Origin of the sequence: Streptomyces sp. NPDC096339 (assembly GCF_044762985.1) — a bacterium.
Classification (GTDB): domain Bacteria; phylum Actinomycetota; class Actinomycetes; order Streptomycetales; family Streptomycetaceae; genus Streptomyces.
This window is the reverse complement of record NZ_JBIWFI010000028.1, coordinates 65,413-81,172: the sequence shown is the minus strand read 5'-3', so window position 1 is coordinate 81,172 and position 15,760 is coordinate 65,413. Positions and strand designations below refer to the sequence as shown.

The 15,760-nt window shown below is 73.2% G+C and carries 9 protein-coding genes; 2 read left to right on the top strand and 7 right to left on the bottom strand.

Translation table 11 applies throughout. The annotated features are described in order from the left end of the window. Positions 1-11: 11 nt before the first annotated feature. Positions 12-2,594 carry a SpoIIE family protein phosphatase gene (locus tag ACIQ5Y_RS28700; RefSeq protein ID WP_403886553.1) on the top strand — a complete coding sequence of 861 codons (2,583 nt, stop codon included), beginning with the start codon at positions 12-14 and terminating at the stop codon, positions 2,592-2,594. 205 nt (positions 2,595-2,799) lie between these two features. Here the strand turns inward: ACIQ5Y_RS28700 and ACIQ5Y_RS28695 are convergent, their stop codons facing one another. The 7 genes from ACIQ5Y_RS28695 to ACIQ5Y_RS28665 form a co-directional block, all read right to left on the bottom strand. Next, the gene (locus ACIQ5Y_RS28695; protein ID WP_403886551.1) at positions 2,800-3,519 is read right to left on the bottom strand and encodes a PspA/IM30 family protein; all 720 of its coding nucleotides are present in this window, start codon (positions 3,517-3,519) and stop codon (positions 2,800-2,802) included. 52 nt (positions 3,520-3,571) lie between these two features. Next, positions 3,572-5,692, bottom strand: coding sequence for a TPM domain-containing protein (locus ACIQ5Y_RS28690; protein ID WP_403886548.1), 2,121 nt, complete (start codon positions 5,690-5,692; stop codon positions 3,572-3,574). A gap of 45 nt (positions 5,693-5,737) precedes the next feature. After that, on the bottom strand, positions 5,738-8,836 hold the full coding sequence (locus tag ACIQ5Y_RS28685; protein WP_403886545.1) for a protein kinase: 3,099 nt from the start codon (positions 8,834-8,836) through the stop codon (positions 5,738-5,740). A 67-nt stretch (positions 8,837-8,903) separates the two neighbouring features. Beyond that, the gene (locus ACIQ5Y_RS28680; protein WP_403886542.1) at positions 8,904-9,680 is read right to left on the bottom strand and encodes a succinate dehydrogenase/fumarate reductase iron-sulfur subunit; all 777 of its coding nucleotides are present in this window, start codon (positions 9,678-9,680) and stop codon (positions 8,904-8,906) included. Further along, positions 9,677-11,581 (bottom strand): fumarate reductase/succinate dehydrogenase flavoprotein subunit, encoded by a 1,905-nt coding sequence (locus tag ACIQ5Y_RS28675; protein ID WP_403886539.1) that lies wholly within the window; start codon positions 11,579-11,581, stop codon positions 9,677-9,679. The genes ACIQ5Y_RS28680 and ACIQ5Y_RS28675 overlap by 4 nt, the downstream gene beginning before the upstream one ends. Position 11,582: 1 nt before the next feature. Further along, positions 11,583-12,413 (bottom strand): hypothetical protein, encoded by an 831-nt coding sequence (locus ACIQ5Y_RS28670; protein WP_403886536.1) that lies wholly within the window; start codon positions 12,411-12,413, stop codon positions 11,583-11,585. A 96-nt stretch (positions 12,414-12,509) separates the two neighbouring features. After that, positions 12,510-12,740, bottom strand: coding sequence for a hypothetical protein (locus tag ACIQ5Y_RS28665; protein ID WP_403886534.1), 231 nt, complete (start codon positions 12,738-12,740; stop codon positions 12,510-12,512). 355 nt (positions 12,741-13,095) lie between these two features. Between ACIQ5Y_RS28665 and ACIQ5Y_RS28660 the strand changes: the two genes are divergently transcribed. Further along, positions 13,096-15,588 (top strand): ABC transporter family substrate-binding protein, encoded by a 2,493-nt coding sequence (locus ACIQ5Y_RS28660; RefSeq protein ID WP_403886531.1) that lies wholly within the window; start codon positions 13,096-13,098, stop codon positions 15,586-15,588. Positions 15,589-15,760: the final 172 nt, after the last annotated feature.

Sequence of the window (15,760 nt, the reverse complement as noted above, 5' to 3'; positions counted from 1 at the left end):
ATCAGACCAATATGCCTCGCGAGACATGGCACGACGCCCTGTGGCACAGCAGTCCACCTGGCTCGATATATGACTACATAAAGGTCGCATCGTTCTCGATCGGGCCGGACGGGCTCATCGAGCAGTGGAGCCTGCGCGCCGAGGAACTCTTCGGGCTGCCCGCCTCCCAGGCGGTGGGCCGGGACCCGGTCGACGCCTTCATGCCACCGGAGCTCCGGGCCGACGCCCACCGCAGGGTGTCCGAGATCCTCGACGGCAAAGAGTGGACCGGCCTGATCCCGTTCCGGATCCCCGGCGGGGGCGGCGCGCACGGGGTGGCGGAGATCTACGTGATGCCGACCCAGACCGAAACCAACGAGCGGGCCGCGCTGTGCGTCGTCGTCGACGTGCGCGCGCTCCGGCGGATCGAATCCGATCTCGCGGCTTCGCAGGCGATTTTCGGCCAATCTCCCTTCGGCTTCCTCCTCTTCGGCACGGACCTCACCGTGCAGCGCGCCAACCGCCGCTTCGCCACCGTCTTCGGGGGCGCGGTCGAGGAACACCGGGGCCGGACCGTCCACGACTACCTGCCGCGGGACGAGGCCGACCGGATGGCCGAGGCGCTGCGCCGCGTCCTGGAGACCGGGGACTCCGTCACCGACCTGCGGATCACCGGAGCCGCCCCCGGCAGCCGGGAGAACCGCCACTGGTCCATCAACCTCTACCGCGTGCACGGCGGCAGCGGGCGTCCCATCGGCGTCGCCGGCATCGGCACCGACGTCACCCGCCGCCACCTCGCGGCCCGCGAGGCCGCCGGAGTACGGCGCAACCTCGCCCTGCTCAACGAGGCCGGGCACCGCATCGGGAACTCGCTCGACCTGGAGACCACCGCCCGCGAACTCCTCGACGTCACCGTCCCCGGCTTCTGCGACCTGGCCGCCGTCGACCTCTACCAGGCGCTGCTGCTCGGCGACGACGACCGCCCCGCCCGGCCGCAGGGCCCCGGCGTGCCCAGCCTGCCCGGCCAGGGTCCGGGCCGCGCCCCGTCCGCGGCCCTGCGCCGGGTCGCCTTCTCCTCGGCGGTCTCGGACGCGCCGCTGTCCGGGCCGGGCTCGCTGGTCTCCGTGGGGGAGATCCACCGCTTCCCGGCCGCCTCGCCTGGGGCGCTCGCCCTGCGCACCGCGCGGCCCCGGCTGATCGAGGGCGCCGGGCCGGACGACCTCGTGCAGTCCACGCTGGTCGTACCGCTCGTCGCGCACGACACGGTGGTCGGGCTCGCGCAGTTCTCCCGTACGAAGGGCAGCGAACCCTTCGGCGAACGGGACCGGGCGGTCGCGGTGGAGCTCGCCGCACGGGCCGCCGTGTGCATAGACAACGCCCGCCTCTACCGGCGCGAACACGAACGCGCCCTGATCCTCCAGCGCAGTCTGCTGCCCCCCGGCGACCCGGAGGCGGCCGGCCTGGACATCGCCTGCCGCTATCTGCCGGGTAACGCGGCCACCGAGGTCGGCGGGGACTGGTTCGACGTCATCGAACTGCCCGGGCACCGCACCGCGCTCGTCGTCGGCGACGTCATGGGCCGAGGCCTGCGGGCCGCCGTCGCGATGGGCGAACTGCGGACCGCCGTACGGACCCTGGCGCTGCTCGACCTCGAACCGGCGGAGGTACTGGCCGCGCTCGACGAGATCGCACGCGGCCTGGGCGCCCCCGGCGGATCCCAGCAGGCCTCCCGGGCGGCCCTGCACTCGCGGGACGCCGACCGCTCGGAGGTGTACCTCGCCACCTGCGTGTACGCCGTCTACGACCCGGTGACCCGGCGCTGCACCATCGCCAACGCGGGCCACATGCCGCCGGTGCTGGTGGAGCCCCCGGACGAGGCCGGAAAGCCGAGGCCGGCGCTGCTGCTGGAGGTGCCGCCGGGCATGCCGCTCGGAGTGGGCGGCGAACCGTTCGAGGAGGTCGAGGTCGAACTCCCGGAGGGCGCCCTGCTCGCCCTCTACACCGACGGCCTGGTCGAATCCCGCGACCACCCCCTGGAGGAGGGCCTGCGGGGCCTGCGCGAGGCCCTCGCCGACCCGGTCCGCCCGCTGGAGGACGTCTGCGACCACGTCCTGAACACCCTCGACACCCGGCACGGCGAGGACGACATCGCCCTCCTCATGGCCCGGGTGCAGGGCCTGCCGGTGGACGCCGTCGGCGACTGGCAGCTGCCGAGGGAGGCCCGCTCGGTGGGCCGCGCCCGGGAACTGGCCCGGGCGAAACTGCCGGCGTGGGGCCTGGAGGGCCTGCTGGACACCACCGAACTCCTGGTCAGCGAACTCGTCACCAACGCCCTGCGGTACGGGGAGGGAGAGATCAGACTCCGACTCCTGCTCGACCGGACCCTGGTGTGCGAGGTCTGGGACGCGAACCTGGTCCAGCCGAGGAGGCGGCGCGCCCGCGACACGGACGAAGGGGGCCGCGGCCTGCAACTGGTCGGACTGCTGTCCGCCGGCTGGGGCACCCGCCGTACCCACCGGGGCAAGACGGTCTGGTTCGAGCTGCCGCTGCCGGGCGCGACGGCGGAGGCGGTGGCGGAGTTGTCGGCGGAGCAGCTGCTGAACATGTACGGCTGAGCACCGCTGCCGGGGCCCTGCCGGATGTCCCCGGGGTGCGGCGCCGTTCCCGGGGGCGCTGCCCCCGGACCCCCGGTCCTCAAACGCCGGAACATCCAGCCCCTCCGGCGTTTGAGGAGCGGGGTCTGGGGCGGAGCCCCAGGGAACGGTGGAAGGGCGGGTAGGGGACAGGCCCCGCGCAGCGGACACCCCGCCCCCGGGAGGGTCAGGCGGCCCGGCCCTGCTTGAGCGCGGCGAGCCTGGCCTCGATCTCGGAGGTCTTGCCCAGGTCCTCCAGGGACTCGAACTGCGCGTCCAGCGAAGACGCCGCCAGCTCCTGCTTGCCCATCGCCATCGCCTCCTCCCGCCGCACCTTCTCCTCGAAGCGGTTCAGGTCGCTCGTCGGGTCCATCACGTCGATGTTCTTCACCGCGTCCATCATCGTGTTCTGCGCCTGCGCGGTCCTGGACCGCGCCACCAGCTCGTCCCGCTTCGCCCGGAGTTCCGTCAGCTTGTTCTTCATCGAGTCCAGGCCCGCCTTGAGCTTGTCCACGACCTCCGTCTGGGCTGCGATCGTCGGCTCCGCCGTCTTCGCCTCCTTCTCCGACTGGATCTGCCGGCCCAGCGCCACCTTCGCGAGGTTGTCGAACTTGTCGGCGTCCGCCGCCGAACCCCCGGCCCGCAGTTCGTCGGCCTTCTTGCTCGCCGCGAGGGCCTTGGTGCCCCACTCGGCGGCCGCCTCCACGTCCTCCTTGTGGTCCGCCTCCAGCATCCGCAGGTTGCCGATCGTCGTCGCGACGGCCTGCTCCGCCTCCGAGATGTTGTTCGTGTAGTCGCGGATCAGCTGGTCCAGCATCTTCTGCGGGTCCTCGGCCTGGTCCAGCAGGGCGTTGATGTTGGCCTTCGCGAGCTGGGTGACACGGCCGAGGATGGTCTGCTTGCTCATGTGGGTCCCTCCTGTGGGGTCCTGATGGTCTGTTGCCCGAGCCGAACGCGGTTCAGAAGCGGCCGCCGCCGCCCATGCGGCCGCGGGTTCCGCCACCGCCGAAGGAGCCCGGGCCGCTGCCCCCGCCCCCGAACCCCCCGAAGCCCCCGCCCCCGCCACCGAAGCCGCCGCCCCCGCCGCGCAGGATCTCGCCGAGGATGATCCCGCCGAGTACCGCGCCGCCCCGGCCGCCGCCCCCGCCCTGCCTGCCCGCGTACGGGTCCTGGTAGGCCCGTACGTCCGCCTCCGCGAGCTCCTGCGCCTGCCGGGCCAGCGCATCCGCCTGCTGCGCCTCCGCCAGCGCCCCCGCCGGGTCCGACGAGGACAGGGCCGTGGCCCGCTCCAGGTGCCGCCCCGCCTCCGCCAGCCGGGTGCGGGCCCGGCTGCCGACCGCGCCCCGCGTGGTGGTCACGTAGTCCGTCGCCGCGCCGATCGCGCTGCGGGCCGTGAGCATGGCCTGGTCGAGCAGGGCCGCGGCCCGCTGCCGGCCCGACTCCTGCTCACGCGCCCCGGCCAGGGCCGTGTCGAGGGCCGCGTCGGCCTCCTCGATCCGGCGCAGCGCGTCGATCGGGTCGTACCGGCCGGCCTCCTGCTCCTTCTGTACGTCGGCCAGCACGGCCTCCGCCCGTCCGATCCGGCCGCGCAGGTCGGCCGTGGACGTGCCCTCCGCGGTGCCGGACAGCAGCCCGCGCGCGTCCGCCAGGTCGGTCTGCGTCTCGCTCAGTGTGCCCGGCAGCTTCCCGGCCGCCTCCGCCAGCTCCTGCGCCCGCCGCTCGACCGCGTCGACCAGGGTCGCCGCCTGGTCGACCGCGCCCTCGGCGGCCCGTACGTGCACGGCCGCCTTGCCGTTGTCGCCCGCGTCGAGGGCCGCGTGGGCCAGGCCCAGGTTGGTCGCCGCGAACACCTGCCGGTCCTTGGCCTGTTCGGGGTTGGAGGCGACGGGCGAGGACGCGGAGTCCGCGTACCGCCGCGTCAGCGCGGTCAGCGTCGCCTCGGCGGTGACGGTGCGCCCGGTGAGCTCCAGGTAGTGCGCCTCCACCGTGGCCAGGGCCGCCGGGGCGTTCTTCTCCAGGTCCCGCAGCCGGTCGAAGTCCGCCGACTCGGCGTCCAGCCGCCGGTTCGCCTCGGTGCAGCGGGCGACGATCTCGTCGAGCATCCGGCGCCGGGTCGCGTCGTCCTCCGGGTAGGCGTCGTCGAGCTGCTGGCGCAGCCGGAAGGCGCTCGTCAGCTCGCCCTTCGCGTACTCCACGGCCTCCGTGAAGGGGCCGACCGCCTCGTCGCCGAACTGGGCCGATGCGAAACCGAGTTCCTCGGTGCTCGTACGGACCGCGTCGTCGGTCTCCACCAGCAGCGCCTTGGCCCGGGCGTCCAGTTCCGGCAGCGGGAGCCGGTCCGGCGCGCCCTCGGGCCAGCCCGGCCCGGTCTGCGCCGTACGTCCGCCGCCCGATACCCAGCGCTTGCGGCGGGTGTACGCGTACACCCCGAGCGCCCCGGCCGCGCCGACCGCGATCACCGGGAGCACGTAGTCCCCGGCGCCGCTCTCCCCGCTCGCCCCGCCCCCGGGGTCGGCGGGGCCCGGGGTGATGGTCGGCACCGGTACGGGCTGCCCGCCGAGCACCGCGTCGTACCCGTTGGCCGCGCCGATCGCGGCGCCCGCCCAGTCGTTCTGCCTCAGCGGCGGCTCGATGGCGGTCCGGGCCACCTCCGCGAGCTGCTGCTCGGTGAAACCCGAGTCGACGGCGGCCGAGTAGGCGTACTGGCGGGCCCCGGTGGCCACGGCCAGCAGGACGTCGTCTCGGCCGAGCCCGTTCTTCTCCGCGGTGGCGTCGGCCCAGCTCTGTGCCGAGCGCCCGGAGAAGTCGTTCACGTAGGCGACGAAGAGCTGGATCTTCCGGTCCGCGTACAGCTCGTCCAGCGCGGCGGTGACGGCCGCCTTCCGGTCGCCCAGCGCCCCGACGCGGTCGGTGATCTGCCCCTGCTGCGCAAGGGTGACGGGATCCTCCGCCCGCGCGGGCGGCGCCTGCGCCACGCCCCAACCGCCGAGAGCCAGCAGCGCGGCGGCCAGGGCGAGCAGGGCCCGTACGGATATCTCGCTTCTCGGCCTTCGCTTCGTCTTGCTTCTCGGCGGGATCACATTTGGGAGCGTATGGGCGGTTTCCGGGCTCCGCACCCGGAGGGATCACGGCAGGGCGACCGCCGTGAGCGCGGGCAGCGGGAGGACGACGGAGTCCCCGTGCAGGACGGCGCCCCGGCTCCCGATCCCGGGGTTCTCCCAGCGCCAGCGCGATTGGCCGGTGTCGGGGTCCAGCGCGACCAGGAACGGATCCTTCGTGCCGCGGCGGAGAGCGGGGCCGGGCAGCGCGCACTTCACGTACAGCAGCCCCGCCCGGACGCCGAGCAGTTGGAGGGCGCATTCCCCGGATTGGTGGCGCCTCGTCACCTGGCTCTTCCAGATCGTCCGGCCGGTCTCGGCCTCGATGGCGAACACCGCGGATCCGGGCAGCTTCGGATCCGATCCGGCCGCGAACACCACCCCGCCCCGGACCAGCAGTCCCGGGGCCGGCTCCCCCACCTCGACGGCCCAAAACTGCCGTCCCGTGCGCTGGTGCAGGCTGCGCACGAACCCCCCGGACACCACGTGGACCGGACCGACGGGCACGTCCGGGCCCGCCGGTTCCACCGTGGGCTCCTTGCCGGGCGGCCCCGACCACAGGGTCGCGCCGCTCTGCAGATGCAGGCCGGTCAGCCGTGCCCGCTGCGCGAGCACCAGGCAGTCCGGACCAGCCGTCAGCGTCAACGAGGCGCCGTAGGAACCGGGGCAGCTCCAGACTTCCTCCCCCGTGGCCGCGCTCAGGGCCGTCACCGCCTTCAGACCCCCGTACACCACGAGCCCCCCGGCCACCGAGAACTGCGCGGGGGCGTCCGGGCCCGCACCGCGCTTCACGGTCGCTTCCTCGGGCAGGTCCCGCCACCAGCGCACCTGCCCGTTCAGGGGATCCCGGGCCAGCAGCCGTACGCCCGGACGGTCCCAACCCTCCACCGCGACGAACACCCCGCCGCCCTCGCCGTCGACCGCCAGAGCCGACGTGGTCCGCCCGTCCGGCGGCGGGACGGGTACTCCCGCGTCGCTGTCCGCCGTCCAGCGCACCGCACCGGAATCGGCCCGTACGGCCCCCACCTCGTCTCCGGCCAGCCAGGCCACGGCGTCCCCGGCGCGGCACAGGGCGGCGGGCTTCGCCGCGGTGGACCACCGGGGCACGCCGGACAGGCCCGCCAACCGGGGGTTCGGGCGGGCCGGAGCCCCGACTCCGGGGGCCGCCGGCTGGAGGTGGTCCGGCGGGGTGCCCGGATCGGCCGCCGGCTCCGGGTGCCAGGGACTCAGTTCGTCGGCCGCGCTCAGCCGGGCGATCCGGGCCAGCTCGATCGCCCGCTCGGGGCCCTCGGCGTGCGCACTGCGGGCCGCGGCCGCCCGCTCCCGCGCGACCGCCGGGTCCAGGGCGGGAGCCGGGCCCTGCGTGGCCAGCCGACGGGCTTCGGACAGGGCGGTCATCGCCGCGTCGATCTCCGGGTACCCGCTGGTGACGAAGTCGACCGAGGCCAGCCTTTCCGCCTGGTCGCGCAGTTGCCCGGCCTGGACGACCCTTCCCTCGTCGGCGAGCTCGCCGGCCCGCTCCCGCAGGCCTGCGGCCCGCTGCCGTGCGGCCCGCGCGACCGCGTTCTCCGCCTCCTCCAACGACTCCCAGTCCACGCCCTCCTTGCGGGCCGAAGCCGACCGGAACATGGCCAGCGCCCGCGCGGTCGGGTTCTGGATCCGCCCGGCCATGCGCAGGCCGGTGGCCGGATCGCTGCTCGCGATCACGCCGACGATGTCCGACTCGGTGACCGCGCGCAGTCCGGCGTCGCCGATCTCGGGCAGGTACACCATGGCCCGCCCGGGGTCCGCGCGCGCGGTCGCCACCGCGATCCGGGCCCAGACGCGGTCGCCCGCCGTCTGCCCGGCGAAGAGCCCCGGCGTCAGCAGGGCACTGCGCTCCGGGGCGATCCGGGCCAGTTCCGCCACGACCCCGCGCAGGGCTTTCTCGCGGTCCGGGCCGAACACGGTGAACAGCGCCTGCTGGGCGTCGGTCAGGATCCGCAGGGTGCGTGCCGGGGCGTGCTCGGAGGTGTGCCGGGCCAGCACGGTCAGCAGCTCCGCGACCCGGGCCCCGTCAGCCCCGCCGTCGGTCCACGCGCAGCGTTCCGCCTCCGCGAGCAGCCGCCCGGCGAGCCCCGCGTCGAACCGCGCGGCGGCATCCGCGGCGAGGGCCAGGGCTTCCACGCGCAGGGGTGCGCTCCCCGGCGCGGAGCGCACCAGCTCCGCCGCCTCGCGCAGCAGTTCCCGTACGAAATCCTCGCCGACCGGGTGGGCTCGCGGATCCGGGGGGTCCGCGTCCACCTCGGCCGGCACGTACTCCGGTGCGGCGCCGCCCGCCCCGATCAGTCCCCGCAGTGCCTTGGCCACCACCGCCGCCGACTCCGGGCGGTCCTCCGGGGCCTTCGCCAGCAGGGCCCGGACCAGCCGGTCCACCTCGGGGGCCACCGGGAGCGCGGGCGGCGGGTCCTCCACGTGCCGGCGCATCAGTACGTACGCGGTCTCGGTCACGCCGAACGGCGGCTCCCCGCTCAGCAGTGCGTACAGCACGCACCCCAGCGCGTACAGATCGCAGCGGGCGTCCACGTGCCGGCCCAGGCACTGCTCGGGGGCCATGTAGGGGATGGTGCCGAAGGCCCACCCGGTGACCGTCCAGCCGGCCGTCGCGTCCGGGGAGTACGCGATGCCGAAGTCGCAGATCTTGAGCCGGCCGTCGGGCAGCAGGAACAGGTTGGCCGGCTTCAGGTCCCGGTGCACGACGCCCTGTTCGTGGGCGGCGGCCAGGGCCTCCGCCGTCTGGGCGGCCAGGCCGAGGGCCGCGTCCACCGGCAGTCCGCGCGGCTCGCGCGCCAGTACCGTGCCGAGGTCCTCGCCCGCGAGGAGCTCCATCACGATGAACAGTCGGTCGTCCTGCTGCCCGACGTCGTGCACCACGGTGATCCCCGGGTGCTGGAGCCGGGCCCCGATGGTGGCCTCGCGCCGGAAGCGGGCGACGAACTCGTCACCGCTCGCAGCCTCCAGCAGCGTCTTCACCGCGACGGACCGGTCCAGGTTCAGATCGTGGCCGTGCCACACCTCGCCCATCCCGCCCGCCCCGAGGCGCCGGTCCAGCCGGTAGCGCCCGGCCAGCTGATCACCCACGCGCATGCCAGAAGCCCCCTGATGTCACGTCAGCAGACGTTCGTTTCAGGGGGCATTCTGCACTTCGTGCGGGCTACTGGGGGTCGGAACGCCGCCGGATCCTGCTTCCGAGCCACACCAGCGGGTCGTACTTGCGGTCCACCGCCCGCTCCTTCAGCGGGATCAGCGCGTTGTCGGTGATCTTGATGCCCTCGGGGCAGACCTCCGTACAGCACTTGGTGATGTTGCAGTAGCCGAGCCCGTGTTCCTCCTGCGCGGTGCGCTTGCGGTCCAGGCCCGCCTCCGCCGCCGCGTCCAGGGGGTGCATGTCCAGCTCCGCCACCCGCATCAGGAAGCGCGGACCGGCGAAGGCGGGCTTGTTCTCCTCGTGGTCACGCACCACGTGGCAGGTGTCCTGGCACAGGAAGCACTCGATGCACTTGCGGAACTCCTGCGAGCGCTCCACGTCGATCTGCTGCATCCGGTACGCGCCCGGGGCCACCCCCTCCGGCGGTACGAAGGCCGGGACCTCCCGGGCCTTGGCGTAGTTGAAGGACACGTCCGTGACCAGGTCCCGGACGACCGGGAAGGCGCGCAGCGGGGTCACCGTGATCGTCTCGGAACGCTCGAAGGTCGACATGCGGGTCATGCACATCAGCCGCGGCCGGCCGTTGATCTCCGCGCTGCACGAGCCGCACTTGCCGGCCTTGCAGTTCCAGCGCACGGCGAGGTCCGAGGCCTGGGTGGCCTGGAGCCGGTGGACGATGTCCAGGACCACCTCCCCGTCGTGCACCTCGACGGTGAAGTCCCGCAGTTCCCCGCCCTCCGCGTCGCCCCGCCAGACACGGAAGCTCGCGTCGTACGTACTCATGCGTGCAGCTCCTCTTCGGCGAGGTACTTGGCCAGCTCTTCCTTCTCGAAGAGCCCGAGCAGGTCGGAACGGATGGGCTCGGTGCGCACCCGGGTGAGCTCGATCCGGTCGGCCGCCGGGTCCTGCGGAGGCGGGTCGACCGGGCGGCACAGCAGGTTCACCGGGCGCCAGCTCCGCTCCATCGACGGGCAGTCCTCGCGGGTGTGCCCGCCCCGGCTCTCGGTGCGTTCCAGGGCGGCGCGGGCCACGCACTCGCTGACCAGCAGCATGTTGCGCAGGTCCAGGGCGAGGTGCCAGCCCGGGTTGAACTGCCGATGCCCCTCCACCCCGGCCCGGGAGGCCCGCTCGCGCAGGGTCGCGAGCTTCTCCAGGGCTTCGGACATCTCGCCCGCCCGCCGGATGATGCCGACCAGGTCGTTCATGGTCGTCTGGAGTTCCTGGTGGAGCGTGTACGGGTTCTCCGCGCCGTCGGCGGCGTGGAACGGGGCCAGCGCCTCCGCGGCCGCCGCGTCGATCCCCTCCTGGGAGACGGCGGGGCGGGCGTCACCGGCGGCCGCGGCGTGCTCGGCCGCGTGCAGCCCGGCCCGGCGGCCGAAGACCAGCAGGTCGGACAGGGAGTTGCCGCCCAGCCGGTTCGATCCGTGCATCCCGCCCGCGACCTCGCCGGCCGCGAAGAGACCGGGCACGCCGAGGGTGGCGGCGGTCTCGGAGTCGACGGCGATACCGCCCATCACGTAGTGGCAGGTCGGGCCTACCTCCATCGCCTCCGCCGTGATGTCCACGTCCGCCAGCTCCTTGAACTGGTGGTACATGGACGGCAGCCGCCGCTTGATCTTCTCTGCCGGCATCCGCGTCGACACGTCGAGGAAGACACCGCCGTGCGGGGAGCCGCGGCCCGCCTTCACCTCCGAGTTGATGGCCCGCGCCACCTCGTCGCGCGGCAGCAGCTCGGGCGGACGCCGGTTGTGGTCCGGGTCCTCGTACCAGCGGTCGCCCTCCTCCTCCGACTCGGCGTACTTCTCCTTGAACACGTCGGGGATGTAGTCGAACATGAACCGCTTGCCCTCGGAGTTGCGCAGCACCCCGCCGTCACCGCGGACCGACTCGGTGACGAGGATGCCCTTCACGGAGGGCGGCCAGACCATGCCCGTGGGGTGGAACTGCACGAACTCCATGTTGAGGAGGGGGGCTCCCGCGAGCAGGGCCAGGGCGTGGCCGTCGCCGGTGTACTCCCAGGAGTTCGAGGTGGTCTTGAAGGACTTGCCGATCCCACCGGTGGCCAGGACCACCGCCGGGGCCTCCAGCACGAAGAACCGGCCGGACTCGCGCTCGTAGCAGAAGGTCCCCGAGACCCTCTCCCCGTCCCTCAGCACGCGCGTGACCGTGCACTCCTGGAAGACCTTGAGCCGGGCCTCGTAGTCCCCGTACTCCTTGAAGTCCTCCTGCTGGAGCTGGACGATCTTCTGCTGGAGGGTGCGGATCAGCTCCAGGCCCGTACGGTCGCCCACGTGCGCGAGGCGCGGGTACTCGTGCCCGCCGAAGTTGCGCTGCGAGATCTTCCCGTCGGGCGTGCGGTCGAAGAGCGCCCCCCAGGTCTCCAGCTCCCAGACCCGGTCGGGGGCCTCCTTCGCGTGCAGCTCCGCCATCCGCCACTGGTTGAGGAACTTGCCCCCGCGCATGGTGTCGCGGAAGTGCACCTGCCAGTTGTCGTGCTCGTTGACGTTGGCCATGGAGGCGGCGATCCCGCCCTCGGCCATCACCGTGTGGGCCTTGCCGAAGAGGGACTTGCAGATCACGGCCGTACGGGCACCCCGCTCGCGCGCCTCGATCGCGGCCCGCAGCCCGGCGCCGCCCGCGCCGACCACGACCACGTCCCACTGCTGCCGGTCGACTTGAGCCATGTCAGAAAAACCTCGGGTCTGTGAAGGCGCCGGTGGCGAGCAGGTACACGTAGAAGTCGCACAGGGCCACGCTGATCAGGGAGGCCCACGCGAGCTGCATGTGGCGGGTGTTGAGCCGGCTGACCCAGCCCCACAGCCGGTAGCGCACCGGGTGTTTGGAGAAGTGCTTGAGCCGGCCGCCCATGATGTGCCGGCAGGAGTGGCAGGACAGCGTGTAGGCCCAGATCAGCGTGATGTTGACCAGGAACAGCAGGGTCCCGAGGCCCATGTGGCCCCACGCGTAGTTCTCGTCGCGGAAGGTCAGCACGGTGTCGTACGTGAGGATGCCCGCGACGGGGATGGCAGCGTAGAAGAAGTACCGGTGCGCGTTCTGGAGGATCAGCGGGAAGCGGGTCTCACCCGTGTACTTCGCGTGCGGTTCGGCGACGGCGCAGGCCGGCGGCGAGGCCCAGAAGCCCCGGTAGTAGGCCTTGCGGTAGTAGTAGCAGGTCAGCCGGAAGCCGAGCGGGAAGATCAGGATCAGCAGGGCGGGGGAGAGGACCCACCAGCTGCCGAAGATCTCCCAGTTCGGTCCGCCCTTCATCGGGACGCAGTTCTCCGCGAGACACGGGGAGTAGAAGGGCGAGACGTACGGGGCCGCGTAGTAGTCGGCGTTCGAGAAGGCCCGCCACGTCGAGTAGACGATGAAGGCGAGCAGCCCGGCCGCGGTGCCGGCGGGGGCCAGCCACCACCGGTCGGTGCGCAGGTGCCGGGCAGAGATCGCGGCCCGCGAGGCGTCGTGGACGCCGGCGGGCCGCCGCTGCTGCTGGGGTGGTTCCGTGCCTGTGGCCAAGGGTGACTCCGGGTGGAGTGATGAGGGGTGGCCCAGGAGGCCCGGCCGCGGGGCGGCCGGGCCAGATGGGGTGTGCGGGGGATACGGGTCCGCCGGTCAGGGGGCGCGACGGTCGCGGGCGCCCAGGCCCTCGTCGTCGACGTCCTGCCACAGCGTCGCGTCGTACGGGGTGTCCGGGACCGTCACCATGCGGGACGGGTCCGGAGCGGCCGCCGGCGTCGAGCTCCCGGGCTTCTGCCGCCCGGCCTGCCGCTCAAGCTGCTCGACCTTGCGCGTCAGCTCGTCCAGGTTGCGTCGTACGGCGGTCAGATCGTCTTGCAGGGACATGATGTGACCTCACTTCCGCAGCGTGCGGTGGTAATGGCAACGCTCATGTGCGCCTGCGAGTGTCGCGCTTCCCGTCCCCGGTTGTGAAGGGACGTGCAGCGATTGCGGGCGCGCAGGCGTGAACTGTGCGCCCCTCCCTGCACCCCATTCTCATCCCTCTCCCGGGGGAACGCCCCTCCGGCGCGCAAACCGCATTGGTCCGCACGGGTGGGGTTCGCGGCGTGGCGAGGGGCCGGTGCGAGGGGTGCGGCGGGATGTCGATTTCAGTGGTTTTCGGCAACCGGTGTGATCAGCTCCATATACCGCCGAACGTGATCATGCGTCCCCCCACGTCCCGCCCCCGGAGGTACCACCCATGTCCCAGAGAAGGCGCAGGTCCTTGGCGCTGCTGACCTCGGGAGTCCTCGCCCTGCCGCTGCTCGCGGGCTGCGGTGCGGGTGACGACGAGGGCGGCCCGGCCGCCGCCGGACAGGACATCGCCGCGACCAAGCGCGACCAGGTCGCCGACGGCGGCACCCTGCGCTGGGCGGTGGACCGCCTCCCGGACACCTTGAACACCTTCCAGGCCGATGCCGACGCCACCACCGCCCGGATCACCGGGGCGGTGCTGCCGCAGCTGTTCGTCCTGGACGCCAGGGGCCGTCCGGTGGCCAATCCCGACTACCTGGAGAAGGCCGAGGTCGTCGAGCGGGAGCCCAAGCAGGTCGTCCTGTACAAGCTGAACCAGCAGGCCGTGTGGAGCGACGGCCGTGAGATCGGCGCGGCGGACTTCGTGGCGCAGTGGCGGGCCCTGAACGGCAAGGACTCGGCGTACTGGACCGCCCGCAACGCCGGCTACGAGCGGATCGAGAAGATCGAACGGGGCAAGACCGACCTGGAGGTCAAGGTCACCTTCGTCAAGCCGTACGCGGACTGGCGCTCCCTGTTCACCCCGCTCTACCCCAAGCAGGTCACCGGCACCCCGGACGCCTTCAACGAGAGCGCCCGGGGCACGCTCAAGGCGACCGCCGGGCCCTTCTCGCTCGGCGCGGTCGACAAGAAGACGGGCACGGTGGCCCTGACCCGCAACCCGCGCTGGTGGGGGGCCCCGGCCAAGCTGGACTCGCTGGTCCTGACGGCCGTGTCCCGGGCGGACCGGCCGGCGGCGCTGGCCGAGGGCAGGCTCGACCTGGCCGAGATCGACCGCGCGGGCGCCGACCGGATCGCCCTGGCCCACAAGGACGCCGCGGGCAAGGAGGCGTCCGGCAAGGGCGCCCCGGCCGAGGGCGGCGCGGCCGAGACCGGCTCGGGCGGGGCCCCGGCGCACGGCCCGGCCGCGGCGCTGACCCCGGCGCAGGCCACCCTGTCGTGGGCGAACGCCTTCGGCGCGGACGAGGCGAAGGCCACGGCCGAGAAGGAGAACCGCCAGAAGCACGCCGAGGCGGTGAAACGGTACGCCGGAGAGCAGACGGCCCTGCGGACCTTCACCGTCCGCAAGTCCCTGGAGCCCGCCTACACGCAGCTCGCCATGAACGGGGCCTCCGGCCCGCTCGCCGACGAGCGGGTGCGCCGGGCGGTGGCCCGGGCCCTGGACCGCAAGCAGCTCGCCGAGCTCGTGCTCAAGCCGCTCGGCCTGCCCGCGAAGCCGGTGGGCAGCCACGTGGCCCTGGCCGGGCAGCGGGCCTACGAGGACAACAGCGACTCCCTCGGAGGCCTGGACACCAAGGCGGCCCAGGCCCTCCTCGCGGACGCGGGCTGGCGCCTCGGCGGGAAGATCACCGAGCCCCCCGGCGCCAAGGCCGGCCCCGAGAGCGAGAAGCAGGACGACTCGAAGACCCCCTCGACCCCCTCGGGCCCGGGCACCGGCAACGACGGCCTCTACATCGTCGGCCAGGACGACCAGCGCAACGGTGAGCTCCACTCGGCCGCTTCCGACCTGCGGGCGGTGACCACCTCCGCGGCCCGCCGGGACCACCAGGGCACGCTCGGCAGCCGTCCCGAGGGCCCCGAGGGCCACAGCGGCGACGGAGCCCTGGCCGCGGACGGCGGCGCGGCCGCCTACGGCCCCGACGGGGAGATCGTCGACGCCGACGTCTTCGCCCGGGGCGCGGCCGGGGTCCGGCCCTCCCCGGTGCTCGCCCCCGCCCCCTTCACGGCCCAGCAGGAGAAGTCCCTGCTCGCCCAGGCCGAGGGAATGGCCGCCGTGGAGGACGCCAAGCGCGGCCCGGTCCGCGACGCGGAAGCCGCCGAGCCCCCCGCCCAGGGCTCCCCGGCCCCGGCCAAGCAGGCCGTCCGCACCTCCGGCTCCGTGCTGGCCAAGGACGGCAAGCCGCTGACCCTGCGCTTCGTGGTCCCGGCGGGCCCCGGATCGGAGTCCCTGCGCACGGTCGGCGAGCGGATCTCCCGGGAGCTCCGGAAGATCGGCGTGAACACCGAGATCACCAAGGTCGCCGACGAGAGCTTCTTCAAGGACCACATCGCGGCCGGCCAGTACGACCTGGCCCTCTACTCCTGGCCGGCCACCGCCTACCCCGCCACCGACGCCCGGCCCATCTTCGCCAAGCCGGAACCGGCAGCGGACGGCTCGCTGCTCGTCGAACAGAACTACACCCGCGTCGGCACCGACCAGATCGACCAGCTCTTCGACCAGGCGCTCGGCTCCCTGGACGAGGACGAGTCCCGCGACCTGATGCGCAAGGCGGACGCCCGGATCTGGGCCGCGGCCGGCTCCATCCCGCTCTACCAGCGCCCGGAGCTGGTGGCGGTCAAGCCGGGCCTGGTCAACGCCGGCGCCTTCGGCCTCGGCGCCCCCCGCTTCCAGGACATCGGCTGGAAGAAGCCGCCCACCGCCAAGGACAAGAAGAAGTAGCGCGGCCCGGGCCGCGGCTCGAGAAGCGCAGCCCAAGAAGTGGTGACAAAAAGGTGCCTGTCCGGTTGACCGGAGGGTCGCAACCTCAGATGTGACTCAAGTCCCTTGCCCGCCGGATCCCCGGCGGGCAAGGTCTTGGCACACCCACTGATCTGCCCGTTGACCCGCGTGA